The organism is Wolbachia endosymbiont (group B) of Chorthippus parallelus, assembly GCF_947251815.1.
GTDB lineage: Bacteria > Pseudomonadota > Alphaproteobacteria > Rickettsiales > Anaplasmataceae > Wolbachia.
In genome coordinates, this window is record NZ_OX366390.1 from 779,326 (window position 1) to 797,970 (window position 18,645).

Annotated in this window: 16 protein-coding genes and 3 pseudogenes; 9 read left to right on the forward strand and 10 right to left on the reverse strand. The window is 33.5% G+C overall.

What is annotated here, in order from left to right; translation table 11 throughout:
* Positions 1-84: 84 nt before the first annotated feature.
* The 5 genes and pseudogenes from OPS21_RS03505 to OPS21_RS03525 all read left to right on the forward strand — a co-directional run.
* Positions 85-1,362 carry an IS4-like element ISWpi18 family transposase gene (locus OPS21_RS03505; RefSeq protein WP_264336305.1) on the forward strand — a complete coding sequence of 426 codons (1,278 nt, stop codon included), beginning with the start codon at positions 85-87 and terminating at the stop codon, positions 1,360-1,362.
* Between the two features lie 407 nt (positions 1,363-1,769).
* Positions 1,770-4,334 (forward strand): valine--tRNA ligase, encoded by a 2,565-nt coding sequence (locus OPS21_RS03510; RefSeq protein ID WP_264336734.1) that lies wholly within the window; start codon positions 1,770-1,772, stop codon positions 4,332-4,334.
* 41 nt (positions 4,335-4,375) lie between these two features.
* Positions 4,376-6,214, forward strand: coding sequence for a coiled-coil domain-containing protein (locus tag OPS21_RS03515; RefSeq protein WP_265027727.1), 1,839 nt, complete (start codon positions 4,376-4,378; stop codon positions 6,212-6,214).
* Between the two features lie 192 nt (positions 6,215-6,406).
* Positions 6,407-7,387 carry an IS481 family transposase gene (locus tag OPS21_RS03520; RefSeq protein ID WP_265027728.1) on the forward strand — a complete coding sequence of 327 codons (981 nt, stop codon included), beginning with the start codon at positions 6,407-6,409 and terminating at the stop codon, positions 7,385-7,387.
* 63 nt (positions 7,388-7,450) lie between these two features.
* Positions 7,451-7,609 (forward strand): annotated as a pseudogene (locus OPS21_RS03525) (IS982 family transposase); the annotation flags it as partial.
* Between the two features lie 13 nt (positions 7,610-7,622).
* On the opposite strand, the pseudogene OPS21_RS03530 reads toward OPS21_RS03525, so the two are convergent.
* Together OPS21_RS03530 and OPS21_RS03535 are read right to left on the reverse strand one after the other, a co-directional pair.
* Positions 7,623-7,958: pseudogene (locus OPS21_RS03530) on the reverse strand (baseplate assembly protein); the annotation flags it as partial.
* A 2-nt stretch (positions 7,959-7,960) separates the two neighbouring features.
* Positions 7,961-8,296 carry a GPW/gp25 family protein gene (locus OPS21_RS03535; protein ID WP_264336801.1) on the reverse strand — a complete coding sequence of 112 codons (336 nt, stop codon included), beginning with the start codon at positions 8,294-8,296 and terminating at the stop codon, positions 7,961-7,963.
* Positions 8,297-8,623: 327 nt separating this feature from the next.
* On the opposite strand from OPS21_RS03535, the gene OPS21_RS03540 reads away from it, so the two are divergent.
* Complete coding sequence (locus OPS21_RS03540) at positions 8,624-9,589, forward strand: IS110 family RNA-guided transposase (protein ID WP_264336314.1); 966 nt, start codon at positions 8,624-8,626, stop codon at positions 9,587-9,589.
* A gap of 728 nt (positions 9,590-10,317) precedes the next feature.
* Here OPS21_RS03540 and OPS21_RS03545 read toward each other — a convergent pair.
* A complete protein-coding gene (locus OPS21_RS03545) occupies positions 10,318-10,749 on the reverse strand; it encodes a hypothetical protein (protein ID WP_143689087.1) in 432 nt (143 codons plus the stop codon).
* 425 nt (positions 10,750-11,174) lie between these two features.
* On the opposite strand from OPS21_RS03545, the gene OPS21_RS03550 reads away from it, so the two are divergent.
* Complete coding sequence (locus tag OPS21_RS03550) at positions 11,175-11,603, forward strand: hypothetical protein (protein WP_264336757.1); 429 nt, start codon at positions 11,175-11,177, stop codon at positions 11,601-11,603.
* 138 nt (positions 11,604-11,741) lie between these two features.
* Positions 11,742-12,761 (forward strand): hypothetical protein, encoded by a 1,020-nt coding sequence (locus OPS21_RS03555; protein WP_264336758.1) that lies wholly within the window; start codon positions 11,742-11,744, stop codon positions 12,759-12,761.
* 258 nt (positions 12,762-13,019) lie between these two features.
* Here the strand turns inward: OPS21_RS03555 and OPS21_RS08145 are convergent.
* From OPS21_RS08145 to secG, 5 genes and pseudogenes are all read right to left on the reverse strand, one after another.
* Positions 13,020-13,161, reverse strand: a pseudogene (locus OPS21_RS08145) (IS3 family transposase); the annotation flags it as partial.
* Between the two features lie 73 nt (positions 13,162-13,234).
* Positions 13,235-13,642 carry a nucleoside deaminase gene (locus OPS21_RS03560; protein ID WP_010404879.1) on the reverse strand — a complete coding sequence of 136 codons (408 nt, stop codon included), beginning with the start codon at positions 13,640-13,642 and terminating at the stop codon, positions 13,235-13,237.
* A gap of 17 nt (positions 13,643-13,659) precedes the next feature.
* Complete coding sequence (locus OPS21_RS03565) at positions 13,660-13,944, reverse strand: hypothetical protein (RefSeq protein ID WP_264336759.1); 285 nt, start codon at positions 13,942-13,944, stop codon at positions 13,660-13,662.
* A 33-nt stretch (positions 13,945-13,977) separates the two neighbouring features.
* The gene (locus OPS21_RS03570; RefSeq protein WP_264336760.1) at positions 13,978-15,588 is read right to left on the reverse strand and encodes a CTP synthase; all 1,611 of its coding nucleotides are present in this window, start codon (positions 15,586-15,588) and stop codon (positions 13,978-13,980) included.
* Positions 15,588-15,908, reverse strand: coding sequence for a preprotein translocase subunit SecG (gene secG / locus OPS21_RS03575; protein ID WP_007302593.1), 321 nt, complete (start codon positions 15,906-15,908; stop codon positions 15,588-15,590). Before secG ends, OPS21_RS03570 begins: the two co-directional genes overlap by 1 nt.
* Positions 15,909-16,024: 116 nt before the next feature.
* Between secG and OPS21_RS03580 the strand changes: the two genes are divergently transcribed.
* The gene (locus OPS21_RS03580; protein ID WP_015588396.1) at positions 16,025-16,549 is read left to right on the forward strand and encodes a gamma carbonic anhydrase family protein; all 525 of its coding nucleotides are present in this window, start codon (positions 16,025-16,027) and stop codon (positions 16,547-16,549) included.
* Here OPS21_RS03580 and OPS21_RS03585 read toward each other — a convergent pair.
* The gene (locus OPS21_RS03585) at positions 16,539-17,579 is read right to left on the reverse strand and encodes a hypothetical protein (protein ID WP_264336761.1); all 1,041 of its coding nucleotides are present in this window, start codon (positions 17,577-17,579) and stop codon (positions 16,539-16,541) included. The two genes, OPS21_RS03580 and OPS21_RS03585, sit on opposite strands and share 11 nt — an antisense overlap.
* A gap of 227 nt (positions 17,580-17,806) precedes the next feature.
* Positions 17,807-18,547 (reverse strand): hypothetical protein, encoded by a 741-nt coding sequence (locus OPS21_RS03590; protein WP_264336762.1) that lies wholly within the window; start codon positions 18,545-18,547, stop codon positions 17,807-17,809.
* Positions 18,548-18,645 lie beyond the last annotated feature (98 nt).

The following is an 18,645-nucleotide window of genomic DNA, read 5'->3' on the forward strand; positions in this document are numbered from 1 at the left end:
GGAAAAGTGATGAACTGTATTATAAAATCAGGTAAGATCCACAAATTAAAAGAAGTAATGACATGAGTAAAAAAAAGAATAATCATGTTTATAAAAAATAAATTGATGAGTTTAAACTTTATAAACGCACACAGAGCATCCTCAAAAGACTTCTCACGAAAAAGAAAGCTGCCCTTCGTTAATGTATTTCTCCTGATTTTTAGAAAGAGTGTAAAGTCATTACAAGTGATGCTTAATGAGTTTGTTCTGCATACAAGAAAAGATTATACAATTACGGCAAGTGCATTTACTCAAGCAAGAAAGAAGCTAAAGCATACTGCGTTTTCAGAGTTAAATGATGATATAGTTTCCCTATACTACCAAGATCAGGAATTTAAAACCCACCATGGCTTCAGAGTACTTGCATTTGATGCTTCAATACTGATTCTGCCAAAGAGCGACAAAATAATAGGTGAGTTTGGCTCAAGAGCAGTATGGAATGGAATCCAGAGATTTGAAGACTATACAAGTGCAACCTTTGAAGTTTGCTACGATGTGCTAAATAATATTGCAATAAAATCTGTGCTAAGTAGAGGTGACAGCTATGAGGTTGATTTAGCAATCGGTATGCTTGAATCCATAAAATCAGACGATTTGTTAATCTGTGATAGAGGATACGTATCTTATCGATTTCTTGCTGAGCTTACAGGAAGGAAAATCAATTATATAATTCGCTGTTCAAGTTCGTCTTTCAATGAAATAAACGCTATGTTTAAGCCGGAAAGCCCATCTAGTACGGTGGTAGTGTCTACCGCACCTATTAAAGTAGCAAGACAGCTACGAAAGCTAGGATTACCTGATGAGATGAAATTCAGGTTAGTCAAAATAATACTTTCTTCTGGCGAAGTTGAAGTGTTAGTAACATCTCTGTTAGATGAGAAACGTTTTACAGTTGAAGAGTTTGAGAGATTATATTACTTGCGCTGGGGAGTAGAAACATTTTTTTCTAGGCTGAAGGGAAGATTAAATTTAGAGAATTTCACAGGAAAAAGTATTGAAACTATCAAGCAGGATTTTTGGTCAACTATCTTCATCAGTAATCTAGAAAGTATCATGATAGAAGATGATGAAGAGACATTGAGCGCACAGAATAGTAAACTAAAAAAAAGCATCAATAAATCTGTCTCATTTAATGCGATTAAAAACTTAGCCTTTGATATTTTTTCTACAGAGTCAGACATAGACTGCATTATGGATCGACTATCACAGTTATTTTTGATGAACACTTTAGTGGTGAGAAAAGGGAGAAGAGTTGATCGTCATAAGATATCTGATATTCGTTCACTCAACTACCAGAAAAGAGCTAGAAAACATGTGTTTTAAATTCAAGATATCTTTTCAGTATCATTGCATTAGTACATTCTTTGCAAAATAACCTGCAATTATTACTTTTTTAAATAACTTGCACTTTTCAGACTCCCTTTTCTTAAAAATTCACCCTAGTATTTACCATAATTATCAATCACTTCAAATTTTTTGTCCAATCTTAACTTCTCTTTCCCTTAACTTAATGGCAGTGGGCACATAGTATGGGTGAGTTAAAATATCTCTAATCTCTTTTAAGTTGTGAAAGTTAAGCATAATAAACCTCAATACTAAAAATTTATTATGTAATACATTAAAAATTATAAGATCAAGAAGAATTTGTATCATAAATTAAAACGGTAGACATTAAAATTGCTGTATTCGCTCAATTGTGCTAACTTAAAGCTTAAAACTGAGAAATATTTATGTTAGAAGAAAAATATAGTTTTAGAGAAATTGAAGACAAATACACCGTATTATGGGAAGGTAGCAAGGTTTATAAATGGAATGGTGAAAAGGATAATACTTTCACTATAGATACGCCTCCACCAACGATATCGGGAAAGTTGCACATTGGCCATATATTTAGCTATTGCCATACGGACTTTATTGCAAGGTTTCAACGTATGCTGGGGAAAGATGTGTTTTATCCAATTGGTTTTGATGATAATGGCCTTCCGACTGAAAGGTTAGTTGAGCAAACCTATAAAGTTAGTGCAAAAGAAGTTGGCAGAGAAAAATTTATAGAGATGTGCCATGAAGTTATTGAGAAGTCAAAGCAAGAATTCAAGGAGTTATTTAAATCGGTCGGCATTAGTTATGATTGGAGTTTGGAATATCACACGATCAGCAAGGAAGCTGTTGCACTTTCTCAAACGTCGTTTGTTGATCTATATAACAAAGGGTATATATATAGGAAAATGCAACCTATTCTTTGGGACCCAGTTGATAAAACCGCAATTGCGCAAGCGGAAATAGAGGATAAAGTCTTTGAGTCATCTTTGAACACGATAGTTTTTTCCACTGAAAAAAATGAGCAGATTCATATTGCAACTACGCGACCTGAGTTACTTCCTGCATGTGTTGCAGTTTTTTGTCATCCAGAAGATGCACGATATGCCCATCTGATTGGAAAAATAGCCGTAGTGCCAATTACAGAGGCAAAAGTTCCAATAATAGCTGATGATAAGGTCAAAATAGATAAAGGCACTGGGCTTGTTATGTGCTGTACATTCGGTGATGAGCTCGACATATATTGGCAGCAAAAGCATAATCTGCCGGTGACAATTATAATTGATCAGGATGGAAGGATGAATCTGCATGCAGTGTGTGATCAAAAATGGATCCCAGTGTCACGCACTGGGATGACAGGGGAGAAAGATGCCCATTATCAAGCTACTCAGGTGACAGAGGAGATACATGCCGGTGTCATCCGAGTAGCTGACACTGGGATCCATGGACTAAAAGTTAAAGAAGCAAGAAAGAGGATCATTGAAATCCTCAGTGGAAAAGGACTTTTAATAGAAAGCACTAGCATTTCTCATTCTGTTAAATGTGCTGAAAGATCTGGTGCGCCGCTTGAAATATTACCTACTTATCAATGGTTTGTCAAGACTTTAGAGCAAAAAACTCAAGTATTAGATAAAGTGAGTAAATGTAATTGGCATCCAGAATCTATGCGTAAACGTATGGAGGTGTGGATAGAAGGGCTAAGTTGGGATTGGTGCATCTCAAGACAGCGTTATTTTGGTGTACCATTTCCAGTTTGGTATTCAAAACGTAAGGGAGAAGAAGGCAAAATCATTCTAGCTGAAGTAAAGGATTTACCTGTAGATCCACTCAAAGATTTGCCGAAAGGGTATATTAAAGAAGAAGTTACTCCAGATCAAGATGTGATGGATACTTGGGCAACAAGTGCGATCACTCCTCAATTAAGTGCACTGGCAGTAAACAGTGAGCTCGGTTTACCAAGCCATCGGTATGATAAGATATTTCCTGCAGATCTGCGCAGCCAAAGCCATGAGATAATAAGAACTTGGGCTTTTTATACGATTTTGAAGGCACATTATCATGCAGATTCACTGCCGTGGAAAAATATCATGATTAGTGGTTGGTGTTTGGCTGATGATAAAAAAAAGATGAGTAAATCAAAAGGTAATATCATCACTCCTCATGTAATGCTTGAAACCTATGGAGCTGACGTAGTACGCTATTGGGCAGCAAACTCAAGACTTGGAGTTGACACAGTCTACTCTGAAAATATCTTCAAAATTGGCAAACGACTTGTTACGAAACTTTGGAATGCTAGCAAATTTGTTTCCATGTTTATGGAAAAACATCAAGGATTGAGCATAAATTCCATCAGTGAGACGATGGATAAGTGGATATTGTCCAAATTATATAAAGTGATAGAAAAAACGACGAACAACCTATTACAGTTTGAATACTGCGAAGCTTTGAGCGCAATAGAAGAATTTTTTTGGAAAGATTTTTGTGATAATTACTTAGAGTTAGTTAAAAAACGTGCATATGGAGATGCATTGGACAGCGAGGCAAACATGAGTGCGAAACAGAGTTTGGCATATGTACTCAATATTATTTTGCGGTTATTTGCACCATTTTTGCCATACATTACAGAGGAAATATATCATCAGTTGTATAGTTATAACTCCGTTCACAATAAAAGTAATTGGCCTAACAAGGAAGAACTTACCTATGATAAGTATTCTGAGGAAATGGGAGATAATTTCGTGCAGATATTAAACCTTGTGAGAAAAATAAAAGCAGATAATAACGTATCAGTTAAGCATCTTATACAAAAGTTGATGATAAAAGCGAGTGTAAAAGAGGATGAGTTAAATTATTCTGCTCAGCATGATTTGCAGTCAGTTTGCAATGCTGAAGTGATAGAATGGGTTGAGAGTACAGAAGCAGAGCTTATAACTGAGAATGGAAAATTTACTGTAAGTTTATTGATTGATGTAACTTAGCATTCGTATTACTATACTAATTATTTAGTTGTGAGGTAATAATGATTGGTAATTCATATAATAATAAAATTGAAGAGCAAAAAGATGATTATCATGACTTCATTCAAAGGTTTTTGTTTTTGCTCGGTAAGATAAAAGAAAAGAATAAATCAATTCACACTGCTGTAGCTAGTTTTCACATATTATCTTTTTTAATAAAATACAATGCCAATTTTAATGAAGATGAAGTATATAAAGCCGTTATCCAAGATTTCAATAATATAAAAGAAGCTAGACCAGAGCTTCAAGATGAGGCTAAAAAAGTATTGAATGGGTATATTGCAAATGGTGTTGAAACAGTGTCAATATATGGTAGTTGTGCAGAAGTTAAATTGGGAGCTAATAAAAACAAATTCAAAGTCAGTGAGTTTTTGAATAGTAATTTCTGTCAAGATAATGGAATTTCAGGATTTTCAACTCTGCATAGCAATGGAAAAAATGGAATGCACGGTTTTGTTTCTGAAGAAGGAATAAGGCACTATGTTGTAACTGATGGTGCATACGAAATGACTCTGAATTGGTGTGATGAGGACGGAAAAAAGTGCACTATTATAATTAATATTGATGCTAATGGTATAGAACTTATCGAGCGTAATCGTGTTACTGATGATCAATTGAAAGCAAATAAAGATGTAAAAATAGGTAACTTATTCTTGTATCAAATAAAATTTAGAAATAAGGAGAAAGGCAATCATAAATCATCTGAGATTGTGATAGAAAATAGTAATAGAAATATTAACATTCAAACAACTCAAGAAATTGAGCTTGGCAGCAAAGAAGCTCAAATAGGCAGTACTAAAATGCAAGACAAAATTGCACAAGTTGTAGATGAAAGCTTAAACGAAAGAATTAATAAATTGGAAAAAGAAAATACAAGATTAACTGGAAATAATCAAACTATATTAGAACAATTACAGCAAAAAATGAGAGAGGTAGAGGAATTAAATGGAAAGGTAAGGGAAAAAGATGAAGTTTTGGCTGAAGTAACACAAAAACTCAAGCAGCTAAGTGATTCGGTAGAGAGTGAATTTGAAAAGAGAAGAGTAGAGAAGGAAGAGTTAGAATCGAAGTTAAGGAAAGCACAAAGAGAGATACAAAAGTTAAGTAAAGAAAAAGCTGAATTAGTGCAAGAAAAGCAACGCTTGGAAGAATATGCTAAAGTTCTAGTTGTCAAAATAGAAAAACTAACTGATCAAAGAAAGCGATCATATCTTAAACTGGATGAATTAGTGAATAAAAATAGAAGGTTAGAACAAGAATTGAATGATACTAAAAAAGAATTAGATGATAAATATAATCAAATCCAGAGATTAGAAAGTCAATCACATGAATTAGAATCTAAAAAAGTAACAGAATTGATGACATGTTTAGAAAAGAAAGAGAAAAAAATAGCAGAGTTAGAAGCGCAGTTGCAAAAAGAAAGTTCTGAAACTTATGATTTAATACTTAAATCATCGGATTTAGAAAAAGAAAAAAGACGATTACAAGAAAAGTTAGATGAAAAAACTCAAGAAGTGATGAAACTAACTGTAGATTTAGAAGAACTAAGTAATCAATCGGAAGAGAAAGAAGCTGGGTATCTCAATAGGATCAAAGAATTAGAAAGAAATCTTGATCAAGGAAGAAAAGAATTTGAAAAATTGCGAAGTGATCTAGAAGAAGAAGATCAAAATTGTTCTGAAGAGTACGAAAAGATTCTTTGTTTGCACGAGAAGTTCAAGAGCAAGAAGATCTTATCTATGCAAAGTGGCTTCAAGGGCAGGAGGAAAAGTTTGCAAGACAACTTCAAGAGCAACCTCTCGCACAATCTCTTAACCCAAGATATAGTATGGAGGAAGTAAAAATAGAAGATCAGCAGCAACAAATAATTGTAAAATAATAACTCTATGGTTAATGTGCGAAGATTTAATTGTGTGATTCATAGAGGTTATTACAGCAAAAATGTAAGATAAAATAAAAACTTTGACTTGTGATAGTTTAAATACCTTATTACAATAATATGAATAAATTCATCAACAAGAGGCAATCAGTAAATGGATACCAAAGTTAAGTTGCGTCTGAATTGGATAGAATTATACAAAAAATTAGGTCATGCAGGCAAAGTATGTCAACACTATAACATTTCACGCTTTACCTTACGAAAATGGTACAAACGTTATGAAAAGCTAGGTGAACAGGGATTGTCAAACCTTAGTAGCAGGCCTAAAACTTTACCCTTACAAAAAATCAACAAGTCAAATAAACAGCTCATTCTTCATCTGAGAAAAGCTAGAAAATTAGGAGCAAGACGTATTCAAGCTGAATTAAAGCGTTTACATGATATCTCTTTTGCATTGGCTACTATACACAAAGTTTTGAAGAAACACGATGTAAGTCTTTTACGTATTAAGCGCCACTATCGCAAGCAGATTAAGCGTTATAACTGCAAAGTGCCAGGAGAGCGTGTACAAATGGATGTTTGCAAAATATCTTCGGGGCTTTATCAATATACTGCTATAGATGATTGTACGCGTTATAAAGTTATCGCATTATACTCAAGGCGTACTTCAAAAAATACTCTGGATTTCCTAAAACAATTAAGGGAAAGGGCTCCATTTCATTGTCAAAGGATTCAGACCGATAGAGGACAAGAATTTTTTGCTTACGAAGTGCAAGAGTGTCTAAAAGAATGGAAAATAAAATTCCGTCCAATTAAGCCGTTTTCCCCACATTTAAATGGTAAAGTAGAAAGAGCGCAGCGTACAGATTTAGATGAATTTTATAGTAGCGTTAACATTAAGGATTATGAATTGCAAGTCAAGCTTAGGGATTGGGAAGAATATTATAATAAACAACGTCCTCATAGCTCTCTTCAGGGAAAGACTCCTTGGGAAAAATATAAAGAACTGGAAAAAACAATTCCTTGTCTAAATGAAATACAAAAAAATTATATCTCATCAAAAGAAACATTTGTCATGCAAAATTACAAACATAACCAAGAGTTAAAGTCACTTCAAAAATATAAAACCTCTTAACAGGTATTTCAAGTTCAGACTTGATCTGACAAATTAGTTGCAATAACCTCTATGAATCACACAATTGAGACTGTTTTCGACTCCTTGAAAAACAAATTTGAGATTGAGCACACAAGACACAGATCGCCAACAAATTTCCTAATTCATGTTTTCTCTGTTCTGATTTCCTATTCCATGCAGTCGAAAAAGTTCTCTATTTCTATGCCTTTCTTTGCTGCCTAATCCATAGTTGGGGTCTATAATACTCTTTGCTCCCACACGCTACTATCTTTGCTTTAATTCTTTTTCTAAATCGTTCGTCCTCTTCTTCTTTTTGCCTTTCTACTCCACAAAACTCAGCCAAATTATCAAGATCTTCTCCTGTCGCAAATTTAAGTAAATTACTCTTTACTGCTTCATTTATTCTTTCTCTAAGCAAAAGTTCTCTCCATGCTGCTACCTCCAGAATCTTTATCGCTGGATCACTTTCAACTAATGCTGTAAAGGTTTCATCTCTACGGACTAACTCTTCTTTCATTCTCGAAAAGATTTCTTCATAACTCAGCTTTTCTACAATATTTAGCTGTTGCATCTTTAAACTACAATTTCATCAAAATGAATGTTTTTCCCGCTTGGTAAGTATAATCCTTCTAGTTCAAGCGTTACTTTTCCTTCTTTTACCTCTGTCATTTTTACTTTTTCTAGCTTAAATCTTTCCTCCCACCTTTGTAGAGCTTCTGCTACTGCTGCGTAGATTTCTAAAGTTAAATCTCTATTTATTGGCTTATCTACCAACTCAAATAGTCTTGACCCATAATCTCTCCTCATTATTCTACTGTTAATAGGAGTGGTCAGTATATCAATTATTGATTGTTTCAGATGTTCTATTCCTTCTAATTCTTTTCCTGTTTTAGCATCCATTCCTTGTATCTTGAAAAAAGCATCTGATGTTTTAAGCTTAAGCATTAGGTGGAGAAGGGAAAAATTCTGCGTCCATTCCTAGATATAAAATCTGCGTGAAAGATTAAGAGTTCCCTTCTTATATGTTAAAAACAAGTCTTTATAAATGTTATAGAATGGCAATATAAGGACATATGGAGAAGAGGAACCGTTTCCCTTCTTGGTTATAAGAACCGTTTTTGAGCAAGGTTCTCTTCTCTGTTTTATATACTGAAAGTTCCGAACAACTGATTGAGCTTTTAGGCTCGTATATAAGGGTGGAAAATGCAGTATTCAATATTATTTTATGGAGGAATTATGAATTCACCAAATACTATTGCTGGCATTGATGTTAGCAAAACTAAACTAGACATCCACATTCATCCACTTGGTTATTATAAAACGTTTGAAAATAACGTACAAGCTATTGATCAAGTGCTCGACTTTCTACACTTGCATAATGTAACAAAAGTTGGATTAGAAGCTACTGGTGGATACGAAAAACTATGCGCTTACACTTTACTAAGCAATGGTTTTGAAGTATATGTCATTCAACCTAGATGGGTTAGAGATTACGCAAAAAGCCTTGGTATTAGTACTAAAACTGATAAAATAGACTGTAGTATCATCTCACGTTATATTAATAATACAGACATGCGTGTTACTCCTTTAAATGTTAATAATACTGATTGTTTGAAGCAAAAACTATCTCGCAGAAATCAACTAGTGGAAATGGCAAAGATACAGAAAACCCAAGCTCACCAGATAACCGATGTATCCATAATCAAACAAATAGAAGAATTGCTTGTAATTTTGCAAAATCAAATTCAAATCTTGGAAGATGAAATGATGGTATTAATTGATCAAAGTCAAGAGCTTAAAAAAAAATACATGTCAATAACTAGTATACCAGGTGCCGGTAAAACCTTGGCTATTACTATGATCTGTTACATGCCAGAACTAGGAATTCTTAAACATAAAGAAATATCTAGCCTTTCTGGAATTGCGCCATTTAATCGAGACAGCGGTTTTAGTAAAGGAAAAAGGTGTATTCAAGGCGGTAGATCACAAATTAGAACAGTTTTGTATATGTGTATCCTTAGTGCACAAAGGTACAATTCTTATATAAAAATCTTCTTTGATAGACTATATGATCAATACAAAAAACCATATAAAGTTGCTTCTACTGCTGCCATGAGAAAATTACTTATTCTTGCTAACTCTTTAGTAAGAGATGGTAGAGTGTTCACTAAGGAATATAGTCCTAATTCTGCTTTTATCTAGTACTAGCGTAGCTGTGAATAAATACGTCCACACAACTTTAAGTATTTATTCACAGCTACATCAATTTTTCTATTGACTTTTAACACAACTGCTCAAAAGATTATGAACAGGCTCTAAGAACTTTTTTAGTCAAGTATTGGTTTTCATTCCAACAGATACAACAACAGGCTATACCAATATTCTCATATGGTTGTTAAACCAAATGGAATTGCCAACAACCCAATTTCCTACTTGATACCTTGCCATCGTGTTACTCGTAAATCTGCCGCTGGAGAGTAGAACGTAAGAATTGCTTATGAATTCACCTTTATGCGGCATAATATCGATTAATCTTTTCTTTAATTTATTTTTCCAACCTTTCAATCATTATCTTTAATCAATTATATTTTGCCATTTTATAGATTAAAAAAATTTAACTTATCCTTTTCAAATAATATTAGCATGACTTACCTTTTTTTGGGGTCTAGTAATTCTCTAGGAATTGTCTTCTTGAATTCTATGGTATTTTGTTTAACATTGACGCATGAATCTGGGATCCAGAAATTTTAAGTAAGCACGCTGAGCTGGTTGGCATAAAAGTAGTTGCTTTATGTTAAAATTAATATTTTTGACTAGATTACATGCAGAGCTGGATCCCAGTGTCACGCATTGGGATGATACCCTTATACTTGACTGGCTATAACACTTAAGAAGTTTAATGCCAGAAACCAGGTTATACAACGGATACTTCATCTGCCTTTTCCTTTATGTTTACCCTTAGTTGAAGACTGAGCTTTTATAAATAGCTCCCAAAATCCTTTTTTATCACCTTCTCTGTGTATCAATTGTGCAAAATGCTTCATTAAACCACTACCCATCATAACCATCTTTGTCCATTTACCTAGCGGCTTTGTTATATCAACTATTTCTAGATCTTCTTTGTAAACTTGAATATCTTTTTGCTTCTCGCTTAGCATTTCCTGTTGTTTCATCAACTCTTTTTGCTTATTTTTTTGATATAATTCATTAAATCTTCTATTTTCTTCCCATTCTTCTTTGAGAACTTTTAGAGGAAATATAATTTTTCTAATGTGATTTTTGTATATTTTTCTCAAAAAGAGAAATACTGCAATTACAGCAAGTAATATTGTACTATATGTAATGATTTGTCCGAACGGCATTTTTATACTCAGCTTATTGGCAAGCGGTATTTACAATTATACCATAACTATAGAAATTTTACAATTTTTTTCTGGATAAAGATAGTAGACTAAAAATTTCTAAAGAACAAAAGCAACGTATTTACGTACAGGCTATCAACTACTACACTCAAAACTGACAAGTGATTAATCATTGGAGAAGGAATCACGGCTCTCTAATGAATAAAGATGGACTGTGTCAAGCTGGTGAGTAAGGTGGAAATTGAATAATTGTTGGTTATCATGCTAGATCTAAAATATAAGTTATAAAATTTTTAATCATTTTGGCTTATAATAATTTCTGAGTTAACCTGAGATTTCCTGAACTGTGGTTTCTTTTACCCATGTTGAATTCTCAGCTTTTATACTCTAATTTAATTCCAGTTTTGACTGTATAGGAGGTCACAATGTCAAACAATATCTATAGCGATCAAGTTAATAATAGTAATTTATATGCCAACAAACTTTTTTATGGTGAAGAGGGTGAGCAAGTCGAAAATCTAAGAGATCAGGTTGCGGGAGAAGAGGATGCTGTGGAATCACAAAAAGAAATTACAAAATTAGAAGAAGAAGTTGATAAGTTAAAAAAACAAGTTCAAGAAGAAAGAAAGAAGGTAGAGGCAGAATTTAAAGATAAGTTAAAAGAAGCTGAGAGTGAAGCTAATAAGGTAAAAGAAGAAAATGATAAGTTAAAAAAACAAGTTCAAGAAGAAAGAGAGAAGGTAGAGGCAGAATTTAAAGATAAGTTAAAAGAAGCTGAGAGTGAAGCTAATAAGGTAAAAGAAGAAAATGATAAGTTAAAAAAACAAGTTCAAGAAGAAAGAGAGAAGGTATAGGCAGAATTTAAAGGTAAGTTAAAAGAAGCTGAGAATGAAGCAAAAGCAGAAGTTGATAAATTAAAAAAACAAGTTCAAGAAGAAAGAGAGAAGGTAGAACAAACTAAGAATGAAGCTGAGGCAGCAAAAGAGGAAGTTTTGAGGTACAAAATTGAACAGGAGAAAGAAGAAGTGATGCAGAGTAAGATTGAAGGAGTAAAAGAAGAACTTTTAAAGTGTAAAATTAACATGGCAAAAGCAGAGACTGAGTGGTATAAAAAAGCAGCTGAAGAATGTAAAAATGAGAAAAGAATCGGTACAGATAAACCTAGTATTAAGGTAGGGAATGAAAATGATAGAGGCAAACATGTTACCAATGAAGGAGGGAATGAAAATGATAGAGGCAAACATGTTACCAATGAAGGAGGGAATGAAAGTGGAGAAATTACATCTCGAGAAATAACACCAGATCTTAGCCTGCCAGGAATTTGTGGGCCTAAGGCTACTTTGTATAAATCGAATAATAAGATAGGTTGTCAAGGTTTTAATACATCTGATTTATTAAAAGAACTCTATCCTGAGATGTATAGTAATTCTAAAATTTTGCCATATATAGAAAAGGGATCAGAGGGTATTTATAGTGCAGTAAATTTTAAATTTGCCTTTACTGATACTATTAGTTCAGCAGCCAACTTTGGTAATACGAAATGTCTTAAATGTATTGATAGTCCAAAAGAGTTAGCTTGTCAGGACGAGAAGGTTAAGAGTTTCTGCCAATCTGGCGATGATTATGCTAATAAAGAATTAAACAAGAATTTTTTTTCTAGAGAATCATGTCCTGATCTCATCAAAGACCCCGGTGGAGCAAGTATTGTGAAAGCGAAACAAGTTGCACCATTGATAATTGTTAATAACGCAGGGAATATGATAGATAAAGAGGGCAATAACACTCAAATACAATATAATTCATTAAAGCCTTATCTAAAGCTTAATGGTAAAATCAGGGACTGTGGAAATGATCAAAAGTGTAAAGATTATAATGCAATTATGGAGAAAGTTGCATGGGATAGTGATAAGGAAGTACTATTAAAAGCTGTCTTTGATAATGTGCAAAGAACAACTCCTTACTCTTATGATAATGAGGTTAGTTCTTTTCCCATTGATAATGAGTTGATATAAGAGAGAATGTTCTCTGGATTTTTTAGTTCAGAGAACACTTTTGTAGAAAAATAGAGTTGGTGACCTTACTCAAAAAAAAGTAGAGAAGAAGTTTTTGTTGTGAGAATAAATTTAGCAGAGTTTATAATATAATATTTAAGTTATTTATGATAAAAAATAGATTTTTTGCATAACCAGCCAGTCTGGGATTTAGCAAGAAAATCTAGATTCCAGCGTTACGCGCTGAAACTCTTTAAATTCCAGTAGTGCAAGAAATCTAATTTCTACGTATTCAAATATGGAAGTTCTAGTTTGCTGAACAGAACGTTGAGAAGTATCAATAAGAAGCTCCCTTTTGAGTAAACTTTTCTGCAACGGAGTTATCGTAATAACATCCCTTATGTACGTTGCATGAGCAGATTGGTCAAATATACGAAAGAGTTATAATACAGATTTTACTCAAAAAATATTGAAACAATCTCACACATCTTAAACTAAGTTCTCAATTTCTCAAAGAAATCTTTTAATAAAAGAGAACATTTTGTTTCTAATATTCCACCATAAACTTCAGGTATGTGGTTACAGAATTGAAATATTCTAGTGCCGTTTTCAACTCCTCCACCTTTGGGATTGTAAGCCCCGAAGTACAGACGTTTAATTTTTGCAAAAGAGATAGCTTGAGCGCACATCGGGCACGGCTCTAACGTTACGTACATTTCAGCTTCATAAAGCGTGGAAGTTGAAAATGCTTGTCTAATTGTTAACATTTCTGCATGTGCAGTTGGATCATTAGATATATTGTGTGCAGAGGAGATGATATTGTTTCCATTAACTATTACAGCACCTATTGGCACTTCGCCATCTTTCTGAGCAAGTTTTGCTTGCTCTATGGCAAGTTCCATGTATTGGTACTTAAACATTAGGTGCTTGGGTAAATATAATTTTCTTTTCTTGGCTTTTCTAGGTTATAGAATTCACTAAGGACTGTTGTCCTTTTTACAAGGCTATCTATTTCTTGCTTTAAATATTTTTTTATTTCTTCTACCGATTTTAGTTCGTTTATAGCTACAATTACTTCTTCCATTATATCCTCTATAATTTGATCCTCCTCTAATTTATATATTATTTGTTCTACATGCCTATTCAATTCCTCGAAGGTCGCAGATCCATATGTAATGCTATCTTTACTGTTTCTTAGTAACATTTTTTACCTCTCTATTAGAAAATTTATTAAGTTCTATGAAACTCTGTTGTCAATAGCTGCCTTAATAAATGATGTAAAGAGAGGATGAGGAGAAAATGGTCTTGATTGAAATTCTGGATGAAATTGCACACCAATAAACCATGAGTGATTTTTTAGCTCCACTGTCTCTATGCATGTTTTATCTTCTGATATACCACTGCATATCATTCCATTCTCTTCTAAGTTACTTTTATAATCTAAATTAACTATATATCTGTGTCTGTGTCTTTCTGAAATAGTGACACTACTATACACATTTGCCATTTTTGAATTTGGACTTATATTACACTTGTATGTTCCAAGTCTCATGGTTCCACCAAGATCAACGTTCTTACCATCAGCGAGCTTGATGATTGGGTGTTTGCAAGTATAAAATTCTTCAGAGTGTACATCTTCAAGCTTAATAACGTTACGAGCAAATTCAATCACTGCAAGCTGCATACCAAGACATATTCCTAAAAAAGGAATGTTATTTACACGGGCATAGTTTATTGCTAATATTTTACCTTCTATTCCATTATCACCAAATCCTCCTGGAACAAGGACTGAATTAGAGCTTTGTAATTTTTCTCTGATAAACTTTGCATCTATAGATTTTCCATTCTCTTCTCTTGAGTTGACCCAATTTATCTTCACTCTAGCTTTATTACTAATTGCACCATGGTTTAATGCTTCAATCAGTGATTTATATGCGTCAGGAAATTCAGTATATTTTCCTACTATGGAAACGATAACTTCTTGTGTTGGATGTTTCATAGAGTGTACTATTTGGTCCCATTCAGGTAAGCTTGGTTTTGGCTTACTTAAGTGAAAGTGATCCAAAATTTGTGTCCCGAGCCCACATTGATTATACAAGGACGGTAACTCGTATATATGGTTTACATCAGGAGCAGGTATTACGTTAGATAAAGAAACATTGCAAAGATTGGCTATCTTTTCTTTTTGATTATCGGAAATTTCTTTTTCACTGCGACATAATATAATATCTGGTTGTAACCCCGCAGAGTTTAACTCTCGAACTGAATGCTGTGTCGGTTTTGTCTTTAATTCTTGTGCTGCAGTGAGGTATGGTATTAAAGTTAAGTGAATAAGGATAACTTTTTGCTTTCCTAGTTTATAATTAACTTGGCGTATAGCTTCCAAAAACGGTTGGCTTTCAATATCACCTACGGTTCCGCCTATTTCGCATATTACAAAATCTAAATCTTCTGTACCATTAAAAATGAAAGATTTGATTAAATCTGTCACATGAGGAATGATTTGCACAGTTTTGCCTAGATAATCACCACACCTTTCCTTCTTTAATAATTTATTATATACTTTACCAGTTGTTATATTGTCGTCCTTGGTTGCTTTAATTTTAGTAAAACGCTCGTAATGTCCAAGGTCTAAATCAGTTTCAGCACCATCCTCAGTAACAAATACTTCCCCGTGCTGAGCTGGGCTCATTGTTCCAGGATCAATGTTGAGATATGGGTCAAGCTTTCTGATGCGAACATTGAATTCATAAGCTTGAAGAAGTGCTCCCACACTTGAAGCAACTAAACCCTTACCAAGTGATGAAACAACTCCACCTGTAACAAAGATAAACTTGGTTTCTTTCATTAATTTTCAAATGGAACAGAAGTTGATTGGCCTTCTTGCTTCTTTTCTGATATAATCTTCTCTGCAATTGATTTTTTATGTACATCTTTTGAACATAATCCTGATAGTAACAGTGTATTTATAATGAACAGCCCAGCAACTATAGAAGTTATTCTACTGAGTGGATTTTCAGAAGACTTTACCGGAATTATTGAATTCATTCCCTGTTGTGAATTACTAAAGCCACTTAATGAACTACTTCCAGGTGGCTGCAGGAGCACTAAAATTACCAATACAACAACTAATATTATTTGAAGTACACTAAGTACTGTTACTGACATTATGAATAGAGCTAAAAATAAAGATTTTAGGAGCATAAGGATCATAAGTCAAGAATATCTTTACCCGAGTAACTTGACTACTGGAATCCAAGTATGTATTAAACCTTATTTAAATTATGAGCTATCACATTTTAAAATACAAAGATTATGAACCAAAAATGGATGAAAGTTCTTTTATCGCAGATGGTGTGCGTATCATAGGTAACGTTGAAATAGGAAGGAATGCGAGTATCTGGTTTAATTGTGTGATCAGAGGAGATGTTGGATCAATCAAAATAGGTGATGAAACGAATATTCAAGATGGCACCGTAATTCATGTAGATAGAAATCCAGGCGGTGATACGATTATTGGTAGTATGGTGACGGTTGGACATTTTTGTGTGTTACATGCATGCACGATACACGATAAAGCATTTATTGGTATGGGCTCTGTTATAATGGATCATGCGATTGTGGAGTCTGAAGCTATGGTAGCTGCTGGCTCACTGGTAACGCATGGGAAAGTGATAAAAAGTGGTGAAGTATGGGCTGGCAGGCCAGCACAATTCTTCAAAAAAATGTCAGATGAGGAAATTAAACATATTACACAATCTGCACAAAATTATATCATGCTGATGAAAGAATATAAGGCTATATGCTAGGTTGAGAAATCTTCAGCTCTGATGCACATTCTACGTTAACTACTTCAAAAGCTTCTTCAACTATAGAATGCTTATCAATATAAGGCTCAATCACTTTTTCAACTCTAGTTTGCTTATCAATATGCTGATTAATAAAACTACCTCTGACTAGAATATCCTTTATTGGCCAGTTTGTTTCTGTTGGAGTACCTGATAGCATAGCTGCATATTGTGCTTTTGCTGATTTTAGAGAAAAAGACATAGTATTGTTTAAGTTGAGAAAGAAATTTACACGACTCCTGCAGTATTCAAGCGATTTGCCCACTGGATAATCTGGTATTTCACCTACAACCTTTCTTATTAGCCAATTGCACTCTTTGGTAAGTATGCTTGCTTCTTTTGGAACTTGTAGCGGTATTATAATATCATTGCTAATTCTATTTTCTTCTTGAGAAAAAAGTTCGGTGTAAGCTCCTTTTTTACTGTGTTTCTCAAAATACTTAGGAAAATAAATATTGAGATATTCAGAGTGTAATTCTATTCGATTTTTCTGATCATTTTCTAAGACAAACGTATATTTATCACCATTTTGCTTAAGTTCGCATAACTTAAATTTACTAAGGTCAGAGTCTGGAAATGGCTTTTCAATTTCGAAAGCAAGTGTAAGAGTATGCGTTGCATGATCAAATTCATTTTTTTCTTGTAGACTATCTTGTAAACTGTAGTACTGATTTTTTTCATATTCCTTTTTTTCTCTACTAGCATTAACTTCCTGTTCATCAAAACTTTCAACAGCATAAAAAAATTCTTCTTCATCTAGCTCTTCTCCTGTTAGAGCATCCTCAAACACATCCTGCTCATCCTCTAAATCAATCTCATTACCTTTCGTTTCTATTTTATTCTCTATACTTATTTTTTTTGTATGTTCATTTCCATTGCTAGCGGTTGTTTGATGATGTGTATCGTTAGTTTGAAAAAAGCTCTTTACTTTTGATATTAAGCTAATCCATGAAAGTCTGACTTGATTAAGTAGCCATTTAAAACTCTTCATTGTTTTGCCCCCATCTAACTACTAAAAATTGTAACAGAATAAATTAAATATGTCAATAAGATACACAAATTGTACTAACTGGGAATTAGTGGCAGCACTTAACATCTATGTAAATTTTGACATGGGCGTTTTCTGCATTTTAACCAAATCAGTAAGGAGAACACCATTGATCTTCTCCTTTTAGAAGCAACTTGAATAAAACTGATAAAGTTTGAATTAAAGTGTGATTAGGAAAGTGAGTGATGAGAACTTTTTATTTGGACTTCTTTTGATTCATCTATTTTAGTATTAGGTCTTAGTGTTGTGTATGTAGCACCACCAGCTACGAATGCAGATGCTGTGGCTATGACAATTATTGCTAACAGACTTAGTCTAGTTGTATGTTCAAGTACAGTACTTGCTACCAGCCCAACAGCAAGACCAATAACAGCAGTGTACAACATTATCGGGTTCGCATTAGACGTACAGCTTATTAACTCTTTGTAATACTTTTCTGATTCTTCCTTTATGCCCTTGAGCTTATTTAGATCTTTTTCTTCTATTTCAGCATTGAATTCTAGTTTATCACATAATTCTTGCATTGCTTTTGCTTGTTTTTCTACTTTTTTAACAAAATTTATTATTTTTATTCCTTGTAATTTTATTATTGCTTCCTTAAGTAGTGACATTGATATTGGCATTGCTATTTCTTCTACCTCTTTTTCTATTTTCTTTTCCAATTCCACTACTTTTTCTATTCTTTCGTCTGATATTTCATCGTCTTTTTTTAGTTCTATTTCAAACTTTCTTTTTTTTAACTCTGCTTTTGCACCTTCTAATGATTCTAATGCATTCAATAGCTTTTCACCAGCATTCCGACTCCGTTTTGGTGACATTTGTTGACTGCTTTTGGACTTTTTTGGCGACATAGGCTGATTTTTACCATCTTTAAGCTTTTTTGAGTTTTCACCAGCACTTGCTTTAACCATAACACCTCGCTTATTAAAAATAATGATATTACATAATATCTTTAAAGCTCAATGTCAAATAGTATCTTTACATAATATAACTCATAAACAGAAAATTT